The sequence below is a fragment of the Geodermatophilus sp. SYSU D00779 genome, assembly GCF_054050595.1.
In genome coordinates, this window is sequence record NZ_JBJGZQ010000015.1 from 32,219 (window position 1) to 49,252 (window position 17,034).

Genomic DNA, 17,034 nt, shown 5'->3' on the forward strand with positions numbered 1-17,034 from the left:
GGGTGGGCCGGTCCCGGGAGCCCGGTGGCCCCGTCCGGGGGCCCGCCCCGAGCCTGCGACGGGTGGGCAGGACGGGGTCCTTCGTCCGACCGGGGCACGGGCAGCGGCTCAGCGGCGCTCGGGGACGGCACCTGGCCGCGGTGTCGGCCGGGAGGCCGACGAGGTGACCGACCGGCGCAGCGTGGCGTGCACGGCGGCCGGGGTGAGGACGCCGAGGTAGCGGTCGCCGTCGAGCACCGGCACCCACCCGGCGTCGGTCTGCAGGATCGCGGCCAGCGCCGTCCGCAGCGAAGCCTGCACCGGCACCGCGCCGTTCGAGGGGACCACGGCCGAGGCGACCGTCCCCGCGCCCGCGGCGCGGTCGGCGGGCAACCACCCGGCCGGGCGGCCGGCGACGTCGAGCACCACCGCCCAGCCGGCGCCGGTGCGGTCGAGCGCCGCGCCGGCCTCCGCGAGCCCGTCGGTCAGCGCCACCACCGGCGGGTGCTCGAGGTCGGCGGGCTCGACCGGGGTCACGGCGAGACGCTTGAGCCCCCGGTCGGCGCCGACGAAGTCGGCCACCGTCCGGTTGGCCGGCCGGCCCAGCAGCTCGGCGGGCGGGGCGAACTGCTCGACGTGCCCGCCGGTGCTCATCACCGCGATGCGGTCGCCGAGCCGCACCGCCTCCTCGATGTCGTGGGTGACGAAGACGATCGTCTTGCGCACCGTCTCCTGCAGCCGCAGGAACTCCGACTGCAGCCGCTCGCGCACCACCGGGTCGACGGCGGAGAACGGCTCGTCCATCAGCAGGACGCCGGGGTCGGCGGCCAGCGCTCGGGCCACGCCGGCCCGCTGCCGCTGCCCGCCGGAGAGCTGGGCGGGGTAGCGGTCGCCGTGGACGGCGGGGTCGAGGCCGACCAGGGTGAGCAGTTCCTCGACCCGGTCGCGGATCTCGCGGCGGTCCCAGCCCAGCAGCCGGGGGACGGTCGCGACGTTGGCCCGCACCGTCTGGTGGGGGAAGAGCCCGACGCTCTGGATGACGTAGCCGATGCGGCGGCGCAGCCGGTCGGCGTCGACCCGGGTGACGTCCTCGCCGCCGAGCAGGATGCGGCCGGTCGTCGGCTCGATGATCCGGTTGACCATCTTCATCGTCGTCGTCTTGCCGCAGCCCGACGGGCCGACCAGGACCGACAGCTCTCCGGCGGCGAAGGTGAGGTCGAGCTGGGCCACGCCCACGGTGCCGTCGGGGTAGACCTTGCTGACCCCCTCGAGCCGGATCTCGGGGGCGTCGCCGGCCGCGGGGTCCGCCCGGCGCAGCGGCGAGGCGGCGGCAGTAGCGTCCACGGGGTGGCCTCCCTGGGTGCGCTGAGCGCGACGAGCGGCCCGGCGGCCCCGGTGCTCGCCGCGGACGAGGCACCGAACCCCTGGTTCGACCCGTCCTACGTGACCGACAACTGGGACACCATTGTGGGGTACCTCGGCCAGCACGTCAGGCTGACCGTGGGCGCCGTGCTGCTCGGCGCGCTGGTCGCGCTGCCGCTCGCGCTGCTCGCCCGGCGCACCCGGTTCCTGGCCGGCCCGGTCCTCGGCCTGAGCTCGGTCGTCTACACCATCCCGTCGCTGGCGATGTTCGCCTTCCTCGCGCCGTTCACCGGCCCGCTGTCGGCGACCACGGTGCTGATCGGGCTGACGCTGTACACCCTGGTGGTCCTGGTGCGGAACTTCCTCGCGGGGCTGCAGGGCGTGCCCGCGGACGTGCGCGAGGCCGCCCGCGGCATGGGTTACGGCTCCGCGCGGCTGTTCCTCCGGGTCGACCTGCCGCTGGCCCTGCCGGCCTTCATGGCCGGCCTGCGGATCGCCACGGTCTCCACCGTCGCCCTGGTCACCGTCGGGGTCATCACCGGCAACGGCGGGCTGGGGCAGCTGATCATCGGCGGTCTGAACTCCAACTTCTACCGGGCCGAGATCGTGACCGGCGCCGTCGGCTGCGTGCTGCTGGCGCTGGTCGCCGATGTGCTGATGGCCGGGCTGGAGCGGCTGCTCACCCCGTGGACGAGGGCCGTGCGGTGAGTGCGTTCGGCGAGGCGTTCGTCTACCTCAACGACCCGTTCAACTGGACCCGGACCGGCGGCATCCTCGACCTGCTGGTCCAGCACCTGCGGATCTCCGCGCTGGCCGTGCTGCTCGCCGCCGTCCTCGCCGTCCCTACCGGGGTGCTGCTGGGCCGCAGCGGCCGCGGCGCCGGAGCGGTCGTCGTCGTCTCCAACGTGAGCCGGGCGGTGCCCACCCTCGCCCTGCTCACCGTCCTGGCGGTCACCCCGCTGGGATTCAGCGAGACCGGCACCGTCCTGGCGCTGGCCGCCTTCGCCGTCCCGCCGATGCTCACCAACACCCACGTCGGCTTCCGCGAGGTCGACCGCGACGTGCGCGAGGCCGCTCGGGCGATGGGCATGAGCCGCGGCCAGATGCTGACCCGGGTCGAGTTCCCGCTCGCCCTGCCGCTGGTCGCGACCGGCGTGCGGACGGCGGCGGTGCAGGTCGTGGCGACCGCGACCCTGGCCGCGCTGGTCGGCGGGGGAGGGCTCGGGCGGATCATCAACCTCGGCTTCGGCCAGCAGGACACCGGCGTGATCCTGGCCGGCGCCGTGCTGGTGGCCACCCTGGCGCTGCTCACCGAGCTCCTGCTCGTGCTGCTCTCGACGGCGGTGACGCCCGGCCCGCGCCGGTGGCCGCTGCGGCCGGTGCGGGCGCCCCGAGCGGGCGAGCCGGAGCCGACGTCGTCGGGCGTGCCGCTCTGACCGGCGTGTCTTCGTAACAACCGGGCAACACCTGGCCGGTGCGCGTGGCTGCGCCGGGTGGTCAGGAGTTGCATGGCCTGCGCGGGGCTCCTCCCCGCCAGACACGCGCCGCGGCCCCGTGGCCGCGCGGGACACAGAAGGCGGGCCACATGCGCAGCCGTGCACGGATCCTCGTCCCCCTGACCCTCACCGGGCTGCTGCTCACCGCCTGCGGCGAGTCCGGCTCCTCGGGCACCGGCGGCGCCGAGGCCAGCGGCGGCGCGTCCGGCGACGCCTGCGCCCCCGTGGCCGGCGAGCAGCTCGTCGTGCTCGAGGACGACCAGCAGCTGCAGAACGCCGACAACATCGTCCCGGCGGTCAACATGGCCACCGCGCAGGCCAACCCGGCGCTGCTGCCCGCGCTCGACGCGGTGTCCGAGGCGCTGACCACCGAGGAGCTGATCGACCTCAACGCCGCCGTCGACCTCGAGCGGCAGAGCGCCGAGGACGTCGCTGCTGCCTGGGTCGAGGAGAACGTCGACACCGCCGCCCTCGAGCAGGGCAGCGGCCCGATCGCGGTGGGTGGCTCGAACTTCACCGAGTCGACGATCCTGGCCAACGTCTACGCCGACGTCCTCGACGGCGCCGGCTTCGACGCGTCGGTGCGCGAGGTCGGCAACCGGGAGCTCTACCTGCCCGCGCTCATCTCCGGCTCGGAGATCCAGGTCTTCCCGGAGTACCTGTCGACGGTGACCGAGTTCCTCAACCGGCAGGCCAACGGCCCGAGCGCCGAGCCGGTCGCCAGCGGTGACGTCCAGGAGACGGTGAACGCGCTGCAGCCGCTCGCCGAGCAGGCCGGCCTGGTCTTCGGCGAGCCGTCGGAGGCTGCCGACCAGAACGCCTTCGCCGTGACCCAGGCCTTCGCCGAGGGGCTCGGCGTCTCCACCCTGTCCGAGCTGGCCGACGCGTGCGGCGACGGGTCGCTGGTCCTGGGTGGTCCCACGGAGTGCCCGGAGCGGCCGTTCTGCCAGCCCGGCCTGGAGGAGACCTACGGCCTGCAGTTCGCCGACTTCCGCGAGCTGGACGCCGGCGGCCCGCTGACCAAGGCCGCGTTGCAGCAGGGCGAGATCTCCATCGGCCTGGTCTTCAGCTCCGACGGCGCGCTCGCGCAGCAGGGTTGAGCCGGCACACCAGCAGCGTCACCCGTGCGCGGAGGCGGCTGACCGTCCTCGCGGCCGCTGTGCCCGGCAGCTCCGGGTACGTGCGCACCACCGCCACCTGCACCGGGGAGGTCGACACCGCCGTCGACTGAGGTCGCACGCCGGCTCAAGGACGTCACCCCATCGGCCGATGGGGTAGTGACCGCGGCCGTCAGCACCAGGAGACGAGGAACCGATGCCGCAGCACCGCTCGACGTCGGGAGCACCCGCCGCTCGTAGCGCGCCGCGACCCCCGTCGCGGCCGTCCCGGCGTGGGGACGACGTCGGGCGGAGCGCCGGCAGGCGGCCGTCCCCGCTGCGCGGGGGAGGCACGGCCGGTCATGGGTGAGGGCCACGCCCACCGGGTCCGGGCGGGGCGCGCCCGGCTGAGCCGGCCGACGCCCCGCGCCGTGCTGGCCGGCTGCGCTGCCCTGCTCACCGCTGCCCTCGCCACCGCTGGCCCCGACGGGGCCTGGGCGGCCTTCACCGGCACCACGGTCAGCACGGGCAACGAGCTGGCGACCGCGGCCGTCTTCCCCGACTACCGCACCGCCGTCCAGGACAGCGGCCCCGTGGTGTACCACCCCTTCGACGACCCCTACGGCAGCTCCACCGCCGCGGCCCTCGTGGGCACCACCGGCACGTACAACGGTGCCGGGGCGGTCTCCTCCGTCGCCTCGGGGGCGATCGCGGCGAGCGCGGGCGGGCCCCGGCGCGCCGTGCACTTCTCCCAGAACGCCCACGCCGCGGCCAGCGGCACCACCTCGCTCACCGGCGCCGTCACCGGCGCCGGCACGGGCCCGGTAAAGCTGACCCTGGAGGCCTGGGTGCGGACCGGCCACGGCGGAGCGGTGGTGAGCCTGCTCCCCGAGGGCTCCTCCGCGACCCCGGGCAGGACCCAGCTGTACGTCAACGAGCGGGGTCAGGCCTGCGTCGGCCTGACCCTGGACCCCGTGACCACCCTCCAGGAGGTGTGCGGGTACGACGCCGCCGACCCGAAGGCGTGGACCTCCACCGACCAGGCCAGCCCGGCCTGGCACCACCTCGTCGCGGTGATCGACCCCAGTGGCCAGCCCGGCAGCGTGCCTTGCGGCTCGGACGGCACGCAGGTGATCGTCTACGTCGACGGCGCCGTGGCCTACGACCGCGGGTTGTGCGGCACCTGGCCGCAGACCGTGGCGGGGCGCTGGCGGGTCGGTACCGCCCCGATCCCGACCGACGTCATCACCACCGCGGACCCGGCCGCCGACGCGGAGGGCCCGGCGCCGGACACCTGGACCGGCGACATCGACGAGGTCGCCGTCTACGCCGGGGTGCTGAACGCCACCGAGGTCAAGAAGCGCTACGACATGGGCAGGGGCACGGTCGCCGGCAACTACGCGACGTCGGTGAAGGCGTTCCCGAACCTCCACCTGTACTGGCAGCTGGAGGAGCAGCCGGCGCCCGGGGCGCTCACCGTGGCCGACGCCTCCGCCAACGACCGCGGCGGCACGTTCCACGTCCACCCCGACCTGGGAGTGGCCGGGGCGCCCACCGGGACGACGACCGCCGGGACGGCGGTCAGACTCAGCGGCGTCAACGACATCTCCACCGGCGCCAGCCGCACCACGCCGGCCGCGTTCTCCACCGAGGTGTGGTTCAGGTCCTCCGGCGGCACGGGTCCGCTGGTCAGCTTCGGCTCCACCCAGACGGGTACCGCGACGGCTCCGTACGGGGCCGTCTACCTCACCGGGAACGGGAGCCTGGCGTTCACCATCCGCACCCCCCAGCGGACCGTCGTCTCCCCGCGGGACCACCGCGACAGCACCTGGCACCTGGTCACCGCCACGATGAGCGCCGGCGGGCGCATGCGCCTGTACGTCGACGGCGCTCTCGTGCAGGAGGACACGTCGTCCACGACGACCGGGGCGCTGACGGGCTTCTGGCGCTGGGGTGGTGGCGGCGACTACAGCGCCTTCCCCACCCGGCCGGGCGCGGACTTCTTCTCCGGCCGGCTGGACGAGGCGTCGGTGTACGACCGGGAGCTGACGCCGGAGGACGTCGCCATCCACTGGGGTGCCAGCTTCTGAGCGTTCGGGTCTCGAGGGCCCGGAGGTCCGCTGCGTCGCCGCTCGATGCTCTCCGTGGTCGGGAGCCTGCGGACCGTTACCCTGATCACCATGCGGGAGGACCAGGACGACGCACCGGTGCGCCGCTACGCCCGGTCCGCCGGTCGGGCGTCCCCGGCCCTGCGGACGGCGGGGCTGGCCGGGGGCTCCTGCCTCGCGGTCGCCGCCACCGCCGTCGTCCTCCTGACCGATGATCCGCGGCTCCTGCGGCTCGCCGTCGTCGGTGCGGCCTGGGCGTTCGTCCTCGCCTCGCTGGTCAGGTCCCGCCCGGCCGCTGACGTGTCCTCGCCGGCCCAGGGGCAACCGGCTGCCGCCGAGCGCGCCGACCCTGGGCGGGCGGCGGCCGAGCGCGAGGCCGAGCTGCGGCTGGCCCACGAACGGGAACTGGAGCGTGCGGTCGCCGCGCGCCGGGAGCACGAGCTGCGGGTGGAGCACGACCTGCGGCGCACGGCCGAGCAGTCGATGCGCGCCGAGCTGGAGGCGCTGCGCGTGGAGCTGGCCGCGCTCGGCGAGCTGCGACGGGAGATGGCCCAGGTGGCCGAGCTGCGCCGGGAGGTGGCCGAGGTCGCCGCGCTGCGCCGGGACCTGGCCGGGCTCGCCGAGCTGCGCACCGCCCTGGCCGGCCTCGACCCCACCGCCCTGGCCGAGCTGCGCACCGACGTCGGCCGCCTGCGCACCGAGCTGCGCGAGCAGCTCTCCGGCGAGGTGCTCGTCGAGCGCGTCATGCTGCGCACCCCGTCCACCCGGTCCGCACCCGAGCCCAGCGCGCCGCGGACGGTGGAGGCCGACAGCTGGACCTCGCCGGCGCCGGAGCTGACCGCAGCCTGGCCGGCCGTGCGTGCCGACGAGCCGCCTGCGGGCACCCGCCAGCTGGACGAGGTCCGCGCCGAGCCGCGCCGGCGCCGCACCGACGCACCGACGCCCCCCGCTGCGCTCCGGCCGGACGCGGCGCTGACCCCCGAGCGCCCGGTCGCCCAGCGGGAGCGCCCGCCGGTCCCCGGGGCGGCCGTGCCGACGACCGAGGCACCCGCCCAGGCGGACGAGGCCCCCGGTCGGCGGCTCGCGCAGCTGCCGGCCGGGAGTGGCCTCACCCCGCCGTCCGGCGGCCGCCGCCGGCGCCGCTACCGGGAGGACGGCGAGAGCGACGACGTCCTGGCGCGGGTGCTCGGCCGCAGCTGAGCCGTTCGCCGACCGGTCTCAGGACGGACCACGGGAGAGCGCACCGCCGTCGAGCACCAGCGTCTGGCCGGTCACCCAGCCCGCGCCGTCGCCGAGCAGGTAGGCCGCCGCCTCGCCGACGTCCTCGGGCACGCCCAGCCGGCCCACCGGGTACTGCGCCGCGACCTCGGCCTCCCGGCCCTCGTAGAGCGCCCCGGCGAAGCGGGTCCTCACCACCGCCGGCGCGACCGCGTTGACCCGCACCGTCGGGCCGAGCTCGACGGCGAGCTGGGTGACGAGGTTGACCAGCGCCGCCTTGCTCACGCCGTAGCCGCCGATCATCGGGGAGGCCTTGAGGCCGGCCACCGAGGCCACGACCAGCACCGAGCCGCCGTGCTCGGCCATCCAGGCCCGCCACGCCTCCTGGACCAGGCCGAGGGTGCCGACGACGTTGGTGTCGAGGATCTTGCGGAAGCCGTCCAGCGAGAGGTCGACCAGCGGTCCGTAGACCGGGTTGATGCCGACGTTGCCGACCAGCATCTCCAGGCTGCCCAAGGTGTCGACGGCGGTGCGCACGGCCTCGGCCCGGTGCTCGGCGTCCCCCGCGTTGCCGGCGACGCCCACCGCCACCTCCGGGCCGCCCAGTGCCGACACCGCCTCGGCCAGCGCGTCCGGCTTGCGGCCGGTCACGACGACCCGCGCCCCGCGCGCCACCAGGCTCTGCGCGATCGCCAGGCCGATGCCCCGGCTCCCGCCGGTGACCAGCGCCGTCCGTCCCTCGAGGCTGCCCACCCGGATCCTCCCGCCGTGCGTCTGCGTCGCCGCCGGACACCGTAGGTGGCCCGCGAGGTGATCCACGCCACAGGGGGGAGGCGTTGCACCCGCCCCGAACCGGTCACACACTCGCCTTCGGCGTGACACCCGCGTGACACCTCCGGTCGCAGCGGGCTCCCGCGCCGGCACCACCGCAGGACCGCAACACGCGACGGGCTCCACCGGAGGAGCCCGCGACCACCGAGTCCGGTACCCGCGAGGGACTGGAACGAGAGGTGCACCGATGCCTGCTGCCCGCAGGACGCTCCGCGCTGCCGGTCTCAGCCCGGCGGACGCCGCCCCCGCCCGTCTCCGCGTCGGCATCGTCGGCGCCGGGCGCGTCGGCGCCGTCCTGGGCGCCGCCCTCACCGCCGCCGGCCACGACGTGGTCGCCGCCGCCGGCCTCTCCACCGCCTCCGCCGAGCGCGCCGCCCGGCTGCTGCCCGGCGTGCCGCTGCTGCCCACCGACGAGGTCGTGGCCGCCGCCGACCTCGTGGTGCTCGCCGTCCCCGACGACAGCCTGGCCGGTCTCGTCTCCGGCCTGGCCGAGACCGGCGTCTGGCGGGCCGGCCAGCTGGCCTTCCACACCTCCGGCGCGCACGGCCTGGCGGTCCTCGCCCCGGCCGCACGGGCCGGCGTCCTGCCGCTGGCGCTGCACCCGGCCATGACCTTCACCGGCGCCCCCGAGGACGCCGACCGCCTCGCCGGCGCGCCCTTCGGCGTCACCAGCGCCCCGGAGCACCGGCCGGTGGCCGAGACGCTGGTCCTGGAGATGGGCGGCGAGCCGTTCTTCGTCGCCGAGGCCGACCGCGGGCTGTACCACGCCGCGCTGGTCACCGGCGCCAACCACCTGGTCACGCTGGTCGCCGAGGCCGCGGACCTGCTGCGCACCGCGGGCGTCGCCGAGCCCGGCCGGGTGCTCGCCCCGCTGCTCACCGCCGCGCTCGACAACGGCCTGCGCCGCGGCGACCGCGGGCTCACCGGCCCGGTCAGCCGCGGGGACGTCGGCACCGTGCGCCGGCACCTGGACACCCTCGCCGAGCGGGCGCCGGACTCGGTGGCGGCGTACGTCGCGCTGGCCCGGCGCACCACCGAGCGCGCGCTGGCGACCGGCCGGCTCAGGCGGCACGAGGGCGTACCGCTGGTCGAACTGCTCGATGGCCACGGTCCGGGTCCCCTGGCTAGCGTGCGAGCGGAGGGCTGACCGTGGTCCTCCCACCGGCGGGTCCCCGGTGACCACCCCCGCTGTCGCGGAGACCGTCGTCGAGCTGCGCGGGCTCGTCGCCGGGCTGCCCGGCCCGGTCGCGCTGGTGCCCACGATGGGCGCCCTGCACGAGGGCCACCGCACCCTCGTGCGCGCCGCCCGGGAGCGGGCCGGCAGCGTCGTCGTCTCGGTGTTCGTCAACCCGACCCAGTTCGGCCCCGGTGAGGACTTCGACCGCTACCCGCGCACCTGGGACGCCGACCTCGCCGCGCTGGCCGAGGAGGGCGCCGACGCCGTCTTCCACCCGTCGGTCGACGAGGTCTACCCGCCGGGCGCGGTGGGCGTGACCGTCCACCCCGGCCCGCTGGGCGACGTCCTCGAGGGCGCCGTCCGCCCCGGCCACTTCACCGGCGTGCTGACCGTCGTGGCCAAGCTCTTCGGGCTGGTGCGGCCCGACCTCGCCGTCTTCGGCGAGAAGGACTACCAGCAGCTCACGCTCGTGCGGGCGATGGCCCGCGAGCTGGCACTGGGCGTCGAGGTCGTCGGCGTGCCGACCGTCCGGGAGGACGACGGGATGGCGCTGTCCTCCCGGAACCGCTACCTCTCGCCGGAGCAGCGGGTCACCGCCGCCACGATCTCCCGGGCGCTGCGCGCGGGGGCCGCGGCCGGTCCGCGGGGCGCCGACGCCGCCCTGGGCGCCGCCCGCGCCGTCCTCGCCGAGGCGCCCGGCCTGCTCCAGGACTACTTGGAGCTGACCGATCCCGACCTCGGCCCCCCGCCGCCCGCCGGCCCGGCCCGGCTGCTCGCCGCCGCCCGCGCCGGCAGCACCCGGCTCATCGACAACACCCCTCTGACGCTGGGAGGCGCGCGATGATGCGCACGATGCTCAAGTCCAAGATCCACCGCGCGACGGTCACCCAGGCCGACCTGCACTACGTGGGCTCGGTGACGATCGACGAGGACCTCCTCGACGCCGCCGACCTCATCCCCGGCGAGCAGGTCGCCATCGTCGACGTCACCAACGGCGCGCGGCTGGAGACCTACGTCATCCCCGGCGAGCGGGGCAGCGGCGTCATCGGCATCAACGGCGCCGCGGCGCACCTGGTGCACCCCGGCGACCTGGTCATCCTGATCAGCTACGGCCTGATGGACGAGACCGAGGCCGGGTCCCACACCCCGAGGGTCGTGCACGTCGACGGCGCCAACCGCGTCGTCGAGCTCGGCGGCGACCCGTCGGCCCCGGTCCCCGGCGCCCGGGACCATCGGCGGAGCCCGCTCTCGACTGGTCCCCGGCCTCGTCCCGGGTCTCCTCGCGAGCTCACGAGCGGAGGGCAGGACGAGCAGGAGGACCCCCTCCTCCCCGCCCCTCGCATGCTCGGGGCGGGAGCCGGGAGGGGTCCGGAAGGGCACGGCGACCTGGGCGTGCCGGTCCGGTGACGACCCTGGCGGCCGGGCGGGTCACCGGGCTCCCGCGGCGCCTCGCCGCGCCGGCGCCCGGCTGGGAGCTGGCCGCCGACGTCTGCGTCGTCGGCTCGGGCATCGCCGGGCTGTGCGTGGCGCTGCACGCCCGGGCGGCCGGGCTGTCGGTCGCCGTCGTCACCAAGGTCCGGGTGGACGACGGGTCGACCCGCTGGGCGCAGGGCGGCATCGCCGCCGTGCTCGACCCCGCCGACACCGCCGAGGCGCACGCCCGCGACACCGAGGTCGCCGGGGTGGGGCTGTGCGAGCCCGCCGCGGTCTCCGTGCTGGTGCGCGAGGGCCCCGAGCGGCTGCGCCAGCTGATCGACTGGGGTGCGGCCTTCGACCGCGACCCCGACGGGCGGCTGCTGCTCACCCGCGAGGGCGGGCACTCCGCGGACCGGATCGTGCACGCCGGCGGTGACGCAACCGGCTCGGAGGTGCAGCGCGCGCTGCAGGACGCCGTCCGGGCCGACCCCGGCGTCACCCTCGTCGAGCACGCGATGGTGCTCGACCTGCTCACCGACGCCACCGGCCGCGCCGCGGGCGTCACCCTGCACGTGCTGGGGGAGGGCAGCGCCGACGGCGTCGGCGCGGTGCGCGCCCGCGCGGTCGTGCTCGCCACCGGCGGCATGGGACAGGTCTACGCCGCCACCACCAACCCGCCGGTCTCCACGGGGGACGGCGTCGCCCTCGGCCTGCGCGCCGGCGCGGTCGCCACCGACCTGGAGTTCGTCCAGTTCCACCCCACCGCCCTCTACCTGGGCCCGGACGCGCGCGGCCAGCAGCCGCTGGTCAGCGAGGCGCTGCGGGGCGAGGGCGCGGTGCTGCGCGACGGGGCGGGGGAGCGGTTCATGGTCGGCGTGCACCCGCTGGCCGAGCTGGCACCCCGCGACGTGGTGGCCAAGGGCATCACCCGGGTGCAGCTGCGCGACGGCGTCGACCACGTGTGGCTCGACGCGCGCGCGGTGCCCGACCTCGCGGGGCGCTTCCCGACGATCGTGGCCAGCTGCCGCGCGGCCGGCGTCGACCCGGTCACCGACCTGGTGCCGGTCACCCCGGCAGCGCACTACGCCTCGGGCGGTCTGGTCACCGACCTGGCCGGCCGGACGACGGTGCCCGGGCTGTACGCCTGCGGTGAGGTGGCCTGCACCGGCGTGCACGGGGCCAACCGGCTGGCGTCGAACTCGCTGCTGGAGGGGCTGGTCTTCGCCGCCCGCATCGGCGCGCACCTCGCCGCGGGGGTGCCGCCGTCGTCCCCCGTCGTGGCGGTGGCGGCCGCGCCGTCCGGGCTGCTCGACCCCGACGGCCGGCGGGACGTCACCGAGACGATGTCGGCGCGGGTCGGCGCACTGCGCAGCGGCGCGGGGCTGACCGAGGCGACCGGCCGGCTGGCCGCGCTCGCCACGGGGCTCGGCCCGGACGTCGCGCCCGGCGTGGCCGGCTGGGAGGCCACCGACCTGCTCACCGTGGCCGGCGCGCTGGCGACCGCTGCCGCCGTGCGCGAGGAGACCCGCGGCTGCCACTGGCGCGAGGACCACCCCGACACCGAGGAGGACTGGCGGGTGCACCTGGACGTGCGGCTGGACGGGGACGGCGCCCTGCAGGTGACCCACCGTCCGGTGGGGACACCTCTGGTGGAGGAGTGGTGAGCGCCGACCCCCGCTCGCTGGAGGGCACCGGGCTGGACGAGGCGTGGGTGACCGAGCTGGTCGAGCGCACCCTCGCCGAGGACCTCACCGGCGGCGCGCCACTGCCCAGCGCGCCCGACCTGGCCGTCGCGCACGACGTCACCAGCGCCGCCACCGTGCCGGCCGGGCAGCTGGGCACCGCGGACCTCGTGGCCCGCGCCGACGGCGTCGTCGCCGGCCTGCCGGTCGCCGCCCGCGTGTTCACCCGGCTCGCCCCCGGCGCCACGCTCACCGCGGGCGCCACCGACGGCGACCGGGTGGCCCGGGGCGACGTGCTGCTGACCGTGCGCGGGCCGGTGCGCGCCCTGCTGGCCGCCGAGCGCAGCGCGCTGAACATCGCCGGCCGGGCCAGCGGCATCGCCACCCTCACCCGCCGCTGGGTCGACGCGGTCGAGGGCACCGGCGCCGTCGTCCTCGACACCCGCAAGACCACGCCCGGGCTGCGGCCGCTGGAGAAGTACGCCGTCCGCTGCGGCGGCGGGTCGAACAAGCGCATGGGGCTCTACGACGTCGCCATGGTCAAGGACAACCACGTCGCCGCCGCGGGCTCGGTGGCCGCCGCCGTCGCGGCCGTGCGCGAGCGGGCGCCACGGGTGGCGGTGCAGGTCGAGGTCGACGTGCCCGCGCAGGCGGTCGAGGCGGTCGAGGCCGGCGCGGACTTCCTGCTCTGCGACAACATGCCGCCCGACGTCCTGCGCGAGGTCGTCGCCCTGGTCGGCGGGCGGGCCGAGCTCGAGGCCACCGGCGGGCTGACCCTCGAGGTGGCCCGGGCGGTCGCCGAGACCGGTGTCGACCACCTCTCGGTGGGGGCGCTCACCCACTCCGCGCCGATCCTCGACCTCGCCCTCGACCTGCGGGCGGGCTGACCCGTGCTGCTCACCGTCGACGTCGGCAACAGCCAGACCGTCCTGGCCACCTTCGACGGTCCGCGCCGGGTCGGCTGCTGGCGGGTGACGACGGCACCGCGGGCCACCAGCGACGAGCTGCGGATGCTCTGGCGCGGGCTGCTGCGCGACACCGAGGTCACCGGGGTGTCGGCCTGCTCGACGGTGCCCGCGCTGCTGCCGGCGCTGCGCGCGCTGCTCGACTCCCTCGACGTGCCCGTCGTCCTCATCGGGCCCGGCGTGCGGACCGGCGTCCCGCTGCACGTGGACAACCCGCGCGAGGTCGGCGCCGACCGGGTGGTCACCGCGCTGGCCGCGCACGAGCTGTACGGACGCCGTCCCAACGGGGGCGGGCGCCCGGTCGTCGTCGTCGACTTCGGCACCTCGACCAACGTCGACGCCGTGGGCCCCGACGGGCAGTTCCTCGGCGGCGCGCTGGCCCCCGGCGTCGAGGTCAGCCTCGAGGCGCTCGCCTCCCGCGCGGCGCAGCTGCGCTCGGTGGAGCTGACCGTGCCGCCGCAGGCGATCGGCAAGAACACCGTCGCGGCGCTGCAGTCGGGCCTGGTGCTGGGCTTCGCCGGCCTGGTCGACGGACTGGTCGCCCGGATCGCCGCCGAGCTGGTCGGACAGTTCGGCGCCCCGCCGGTCGTCGTCGCCACGGGCGGGCTGGCGCCGTTGGTGGCCGACAGCTGCCGCTCGATCGGGGAGCGGGAACCGGACCTCACCGTGCACGGGCTGCGGCTGGCCTTCGAGCGGCACGAGGCCGGCCTCCGTCACCCACCGACCCGGAGATCGGCCGCCCCGTAGGGTGGCGACCCGTGACCGAGGTACCGCCGCCCGACGACGAACTCCCCGAACAGCTCCGGGTGCGCCGGGCGAAGCTGGACCGGATGCGCGAGGCCGGCGTCGACCCCTACCCGGTCTCCGTCGCCCGCACGACCACCCTGGCGGAGGTCCGCGAGAAGCACCCCGACCTCGAGCCGGACACGATGACCGGCGAGCGGGTCGGCGTCACCGGGCGGGTGATCTTCGTCCGCAACACCGGCAAGCTGTGCTTCGCGACGCTGCGTGAGGGCGACGCCGAACTGCAGGCGATGCTCTCCCTCGACCGGGTCGGCGAGGAGTCGCTGGCCGCGTGGAAGGCCGACGTCGACCTCGGTGACCACGTGTTCGTCGAGGGCGAGGTCGGGACGTCGCGGCGCGGCGAGCTCTCGGTGTTCGCCGACTCCTGGCAGCTGACCGCCAAGTCGCTGCGGCCGCTGCCGGTGGCGCACAAGCCGATGAGCGAGGAACTGCGGGTCCGCCGCCGGTACGTCGACCTCATCGTCCGCGACGAGGCCCGCCGCACCGTCCGGCAGCGGGCCACGGTGATGTCGACGCTGCGTCGGGAACTGGCCGCACGCGGTTATCTCGAGGTCGAGACGCCGATGTTGCAGACGGTGCACGGGGGTGCTGCGGCACGACCGTTCCGCACTCACATGAACGCATTCGACCTCGACCTGTACCTGCGGATCGCGCCGGAGCTGTTCCTCAAGCGGTGCATCGTCGGGGGGCTGGAACGGGTCTTCGAGATCAACCGCAACTTCCGCAACGAGGGTGCCGACAGCACCCACTCGCCGGAGTTCGCGATGCTCGAGGCGTACCAGGCCTATGCCGACTACCAGGTGATGGCGACGCTCACCCGCGAACTGACACAGGAATGTTGCGAGGCGTTGTTCGGCGACCACGTTGCGCGACACAACGACGGCACCGAGATCGACCTGTCGGGGGAGTGGCGGCAGGTGCCGCTCCACACGCTGGTCTCCGAGGCCGTCGGCGAGGAGGTCACCCCCGAGACGCCGATGGGGACCCTGCGCGCCCTCGCCGAGCGGCACGACGTCGGCGTGGACCCGGCGTGGGTGCCCGGGAAGGTCGTCGAGGAGCTGTTCGAGGCCCTGGTCCAGGACACGCTGCAGGAACCCACCTTCGTCGTGGACTACCCGGTGGACACCTCGCCGCTGACCCGCGCACACCGATCCCGGCCGGGCCTGGCCGAGAAGTGGGACCTCTACATCGCCGGCGTCGAGCGGGCGACGGCCTACTCCGAGCTGGTCGACCCGGTGGCGCAGCGCGAGCGCCTCGTCGCCCAGTCCCGCCTCGCCGCCCAGGGGGACCCCGAGGCGATGGCCTTCGACGAGGACTTCCTCGAGGCGCTCGAGTACGGGATGCCGCCGACCGGTGGCATGGGGATGGGGATGGACCGACTCATGATGACGCTCACCGGATTGGGCATCCGGGAGACCATCCTCTTCCCGTTGGTGCGGCCGCTCTCCTCCTGAACCGGGCAGTGCACCTCCTCACTCCATTGTGCGGGGTGGGTTTCACCGCGCCGTGAATGGTCTATGGTGCTGTCCGACAGAGAAAAGGGCTGCGGGTCCGGGGACGAAAGGCCCCGTTCTGCGGAGCGGCGTGGGAGTGGAGAAGGCGAATGGCGCGCAAGGTCCAGGTCATCCTCAGCGACGACCTCGACGAGAACGTCGCCGCGGACGAGACGGTGAGTTTCTCGCTCGACGGCACGAACTACGAGATCGACCTGTCGGAGAAGAACGCGGAGGAGTTGCGGAACGCGTTCTCCCGCTACGTGCAGGCCGCGCGCAAGGTGGGGCGCGGCAGCGGCCGGGCCTCCGGGGGCGGCCGGTCGCGCGCCACCGGGGGCGGCGGCCGCATGGACCGCGAGCAGGCCGGCGCCATCCGGGACTGGGCCCGCAAGAACGGCCACGCGGTCAGCGACCGCGGGCGCATCCCGGCCAGCGTCGTCGAGGCCTACGAGGCCGCGCACTGAGGGAGGACCACCCTCCCCCCGCGCCTCGCACGCTCGGCGCGGGCCCCTGAAGGGCGGCCGTTCCAGTTCCTCACCAGGCTGGCGGTCGGGGCAGGAGTGACACCCGCGGCGGCCCGGCACCCTCGAGGGGGGTGCCGGGCCGCCGTCGTCCGTGCACCCAGCGTCACCGGCGGCCCGGGGTAGGGACTTTCGACCCTGGGGTGTTCCGGACTGATTCGTGACGGTTGGTGCATGAGCCAGGACGCGGCCGAGAGAACCGTTCCGCGCGACCCGGGGACCCTCGCCGATCGGCGGCCGGTGGACGCCGCTCCCCAGGCCCCGAGCTTCACCGCCAGCCTCGACCAGCGCCACGGCGTCGTCCGGACGCGCGGACACCTCGACGTCCTCGCCGTGGACCTGCTCCGCGGCAGCATCGTCGCCCTGCAGCGGCGGGGGCACCAGCAGGTCACCGTCCGCCTCGAGCCCCTGGCCACCGCCGACGAGGCCGCCCGCGAGGCGCTCGCCCGGCTCGCCGGCACGCTGGCCGCCGAGGGCGTCCGGCTGGTGGTCGAGTGAGCACCGTCGAAGGGCCGTGGTCCGCCGCGGGGCGTCGTCCCGAGGCCGTCCCGGTCGAGGGTCGCTGGACCGTCGGCGTGGACGTGGCGGCTCCCCGCTCGCCCTGGGGCGAGACGTCGCCCAGCCGGCTGCACGCGGTCGGGGACGCCGGTCTGGTCGCCGGCCGGGCCCTCTGCCTCGCTCCGGTCACGCTGCTCGACCCGGCCCTGTGGGTGTGGCCGGACGACGGCGACGAGGAGTGGCCGCTCTGCTGGGTCTGCCTCGCGCTGACCTGCTGAGCAGGAGCTCCTCGCGCGGGGTCCCGCGACGCGCCGTCCGCTGTGGGCGTAACCGGTTCGGAACACCGGTCCGGGAGCATCAGTTGGACCGGGCAGCTCCTCTCCTCCG

At 75.8% G+C, this 17,034-nt stretch carries 18 protein-coding genes; 16 read left to right on the plus strand and 2 right to left on the minus strand.

The window, feature by feature from the left end; translation table 11 throughout:
• Positions 1–108: 108 nt before the first annotated feature.
• The gene (locus ACI79G_RS13635; RefSeq protein ID WP_456881661.1) at positions 109–1,323 is read right to left on the minus strand and encodes an ABC transporter ATP-binding protein; all 1,215 of its coding nucleotides are present in this window, start codon (positions 1,321–1,323) and stop codon (positions 109–111) included.
• A 3-nt stretch (positions 1,324–1,326) separates the two neighbouring features.
• On the opposite strand from ACI79G_RS13635, the gene ACI79G_RS13640 reads away from it, so the two are divergent.
• The 6 genes from ACI79G_RS13640 (at position 1,327) to ACI79G_RS13665 (ending at position 7,242) form a co-directional block, all read left to right on the plus strand.
• A complete protein-coding gene (locus tag ACI79G_RS13640) occupies positions 1,327–2,049 on the plus strand; it encodes an ABC transporter permease (RefSeq protein ID WP_456881662.1) in 723 nt (240 codons plus the stop codon).
• Complete coding sequence (locus ACI79G_RS13645) at positions 2,046–2,777, plus strand: ABC transporter permease (protein ID WP_456881663.1); 732 nt, start codon at positions 2,046–2,048, stop codon at positions 2,775–2,777. Before ACI79G_RS13640 ends, ACI79G_RS13645 begins: the two co-directional genes overlap by 4 nt.
• A 149-nt stretch (positions 2,778–2,926) precedes the next feature.
• Entirely contained in the window at positions 2,927–3,937 is a 1,011-nt protein-coding gene (locus tag ACI79G_RS13650; protein WP_456881664.1) for a glycine betaine ABC transporter substrate-binding protein, read from the plus strand.
• Positions 3,934–4,068, plus strand: coding sequence for a hypothetical protein (locus ACI79G_RS13655; RefSeq protein ID WP_456881665.1), 135 nt, complete (start codon positions 3,934–3,936; stop codon positions 4,066–4,068). The genes ACI79G_RS13650 and ACI79G_RS13655 overlap by 4 nt, the downstream gene beginning before the upstream one ends.
• A 228-nt stretch (positions 4,069–4,296) precedes the next feature.
• Positions 4,297–6,024 (plus strand): LamG-like jellyroll fold domain-containing protein, encoded by a 1,728-nt coding sequence (locus ACI79G_RS13660; protein WP_456881666.1) that lies wholly within the window; start codon positions 4,297–4,299, stop codon positions 6,022–6,024.
• A 90-nt stretch (positions 6,025–6,114) separates the two neighbouring features.
• Positions 6,115–7,242, plus strand: coding sequence for a hypothetical protein (locus ACI79G_RS13665; RefSeq protein WP_456881667.1), 1,128 nt, complete (start codon positions 6,115–6,117; stop codon positions 7,240–7,242).
• A gap of 18 nt (positions 7,243–7,260) precedes the next feature.
• On the opposite strand, the gene ACI79G_RS13670 is transcribed toward ACI79G_RS13665, so the two are convergent.
• Positions 7,261–8,013 carry an SDR family oxidoreductase gene (locus ACI79G_RS13670; RefSeq protein ID WP_456881668.1) on the minus strand — a complete coding sequence of 251 codons (753 nt, stop codon included), beginning with the start codon at positions 8,011–8,013 and terminating at the stop codon, positions 7,261–7,263.
• A 265-nt stretch (positions 8,014–8,278) separates the two neighbouring features.
• Here ACI79G_RS13670 and ACI79G_RS13675 point away from each other — a divergent pair, with 265 nt between their 5' ends.
• From ACI79G_RS13675 to ACI79G_RS13720, 10 genes are all read left to right on the plus strand, one after another.
• Positions 8,279–9,238, plus strand: a complete 960-nt coding sequence (locus tag ACI79G_RS13675; protein ID WP_456881669.1) for a Rossmann-like and DUF2520 domain-containing protein — start codon at positions 8,279–8,281, stop codon at positions 9,236–9,238.
• Between the two features lie 28 nt (positions 9,239–9,266).
• Positions 9,267–10,112, plus strand: a complete 846-nt coding sequence (gene panC, locus ACI79G_RS13680) for a pantoate--beta-alanine ligase (protein WP_456881670.1) — start codon at positions 9,267–9,269, stop codon at positions 10,110–10,112.
• A complete protein-coding gene (gene panD, locus ACI79G_RS13685) occupies positions 10,109–10,675 on the plus strand; it encodes an aspartate 1-decarboxylase (protein ID WP_456881671.1) in 567 nt (188 codons plus the stop codon). The genes panC and panD overlap by 4 nt, the downstream gene beginning before the upstream one ends.
• Entirely contained in the window at positions 10,672–12,348 is a 1,677-nt protein-coding gene (locus tag ACI79G_RS13690) for an L-aspartate oxidase (RefSeq protein WP_456881672.1), read from the plus strand. Before panD ends, ACI79G_RS13690 begins: the two co-directional genes overlap by 4 nt.
• Positions 12,345–13,253, plus strand: a complete 909-nt coding sequence (gene nadC / locus ACI79G_RS13695; protein WP_456881673.1) for a carboxylating nicotinate-nucleotide diphosphorylase — start codon at positions 12,345–12,347, stop codon at positions 13,251–13,253. Before ACI79G_RS13690 ends, nadC begins: the two co-directional genes overlap by 4 nt.
• A gap of 3 nt (positions 13,254–13,256) precedes the next feature.
• Complete coding sequence (locus ACI79G_RS13700; RefSeq protein ID WP_456881674.1) at positions 13,257–14,078, plus strand: type III pantothenate kinase; 822 nt, start codon at positions 13,257–13,259, stop codon at positions 14,076–14,078.
• An 11-nt stretch (positions 14,079–14,089) separates the two neighbouring features.
• Complete coding sequence (gene lysS, locus ACI79G_RS13705) at positions 14,090–15,589, plus strand: lysine--tRNA ligase (protein ID WP_456881675.1); 1,500 nt, start codon at positions 14,090–14,092, stop codon at positions 15,587–15,589.
• Positions 15,590–15,738: 149 nt separating this feature from the next.
• Positions 15,739–16,092 carry a histone-like nucleoid-structuring protein Lsr2 gene (locus ACI79G_RS13710; protein WP_091218653.1) on the plus strand — a complete coding sequence of 118 codons (354 nt, stop codon included), beginning with the start codon at positions 15,739–15,741 and terminating at the stop codon, positions 16,090–16,092.
• Between the two features lie 231 nt (positions 16,093–16,323).
• A complete protein-coding gene (locus ACI79G_RS13715) occupies positions 16,324–16,647 on the plus strand; it encodes a hypothetical protein (RefSeq protein ID WP_456881676.1) in 324 nt (107 codons plus the stop codon).
• Complete coding sequence (locus tag ACI79G_RS13720) at positions 16,644–16,925, plus strand: hypothetical protein (protein ID WP_456881677.1); 282 nt, start codon at positions 16,644–16,646, stop codon at positions 16,923–16,925. Before ACI79G_RS13715 ends, ACI79G_RS13720 begins: the two co-directional genes overlap by 4 nt.
• The last annotated feature ends 109 nt before the right edge of the window (positions 16,926–17,034 follow it).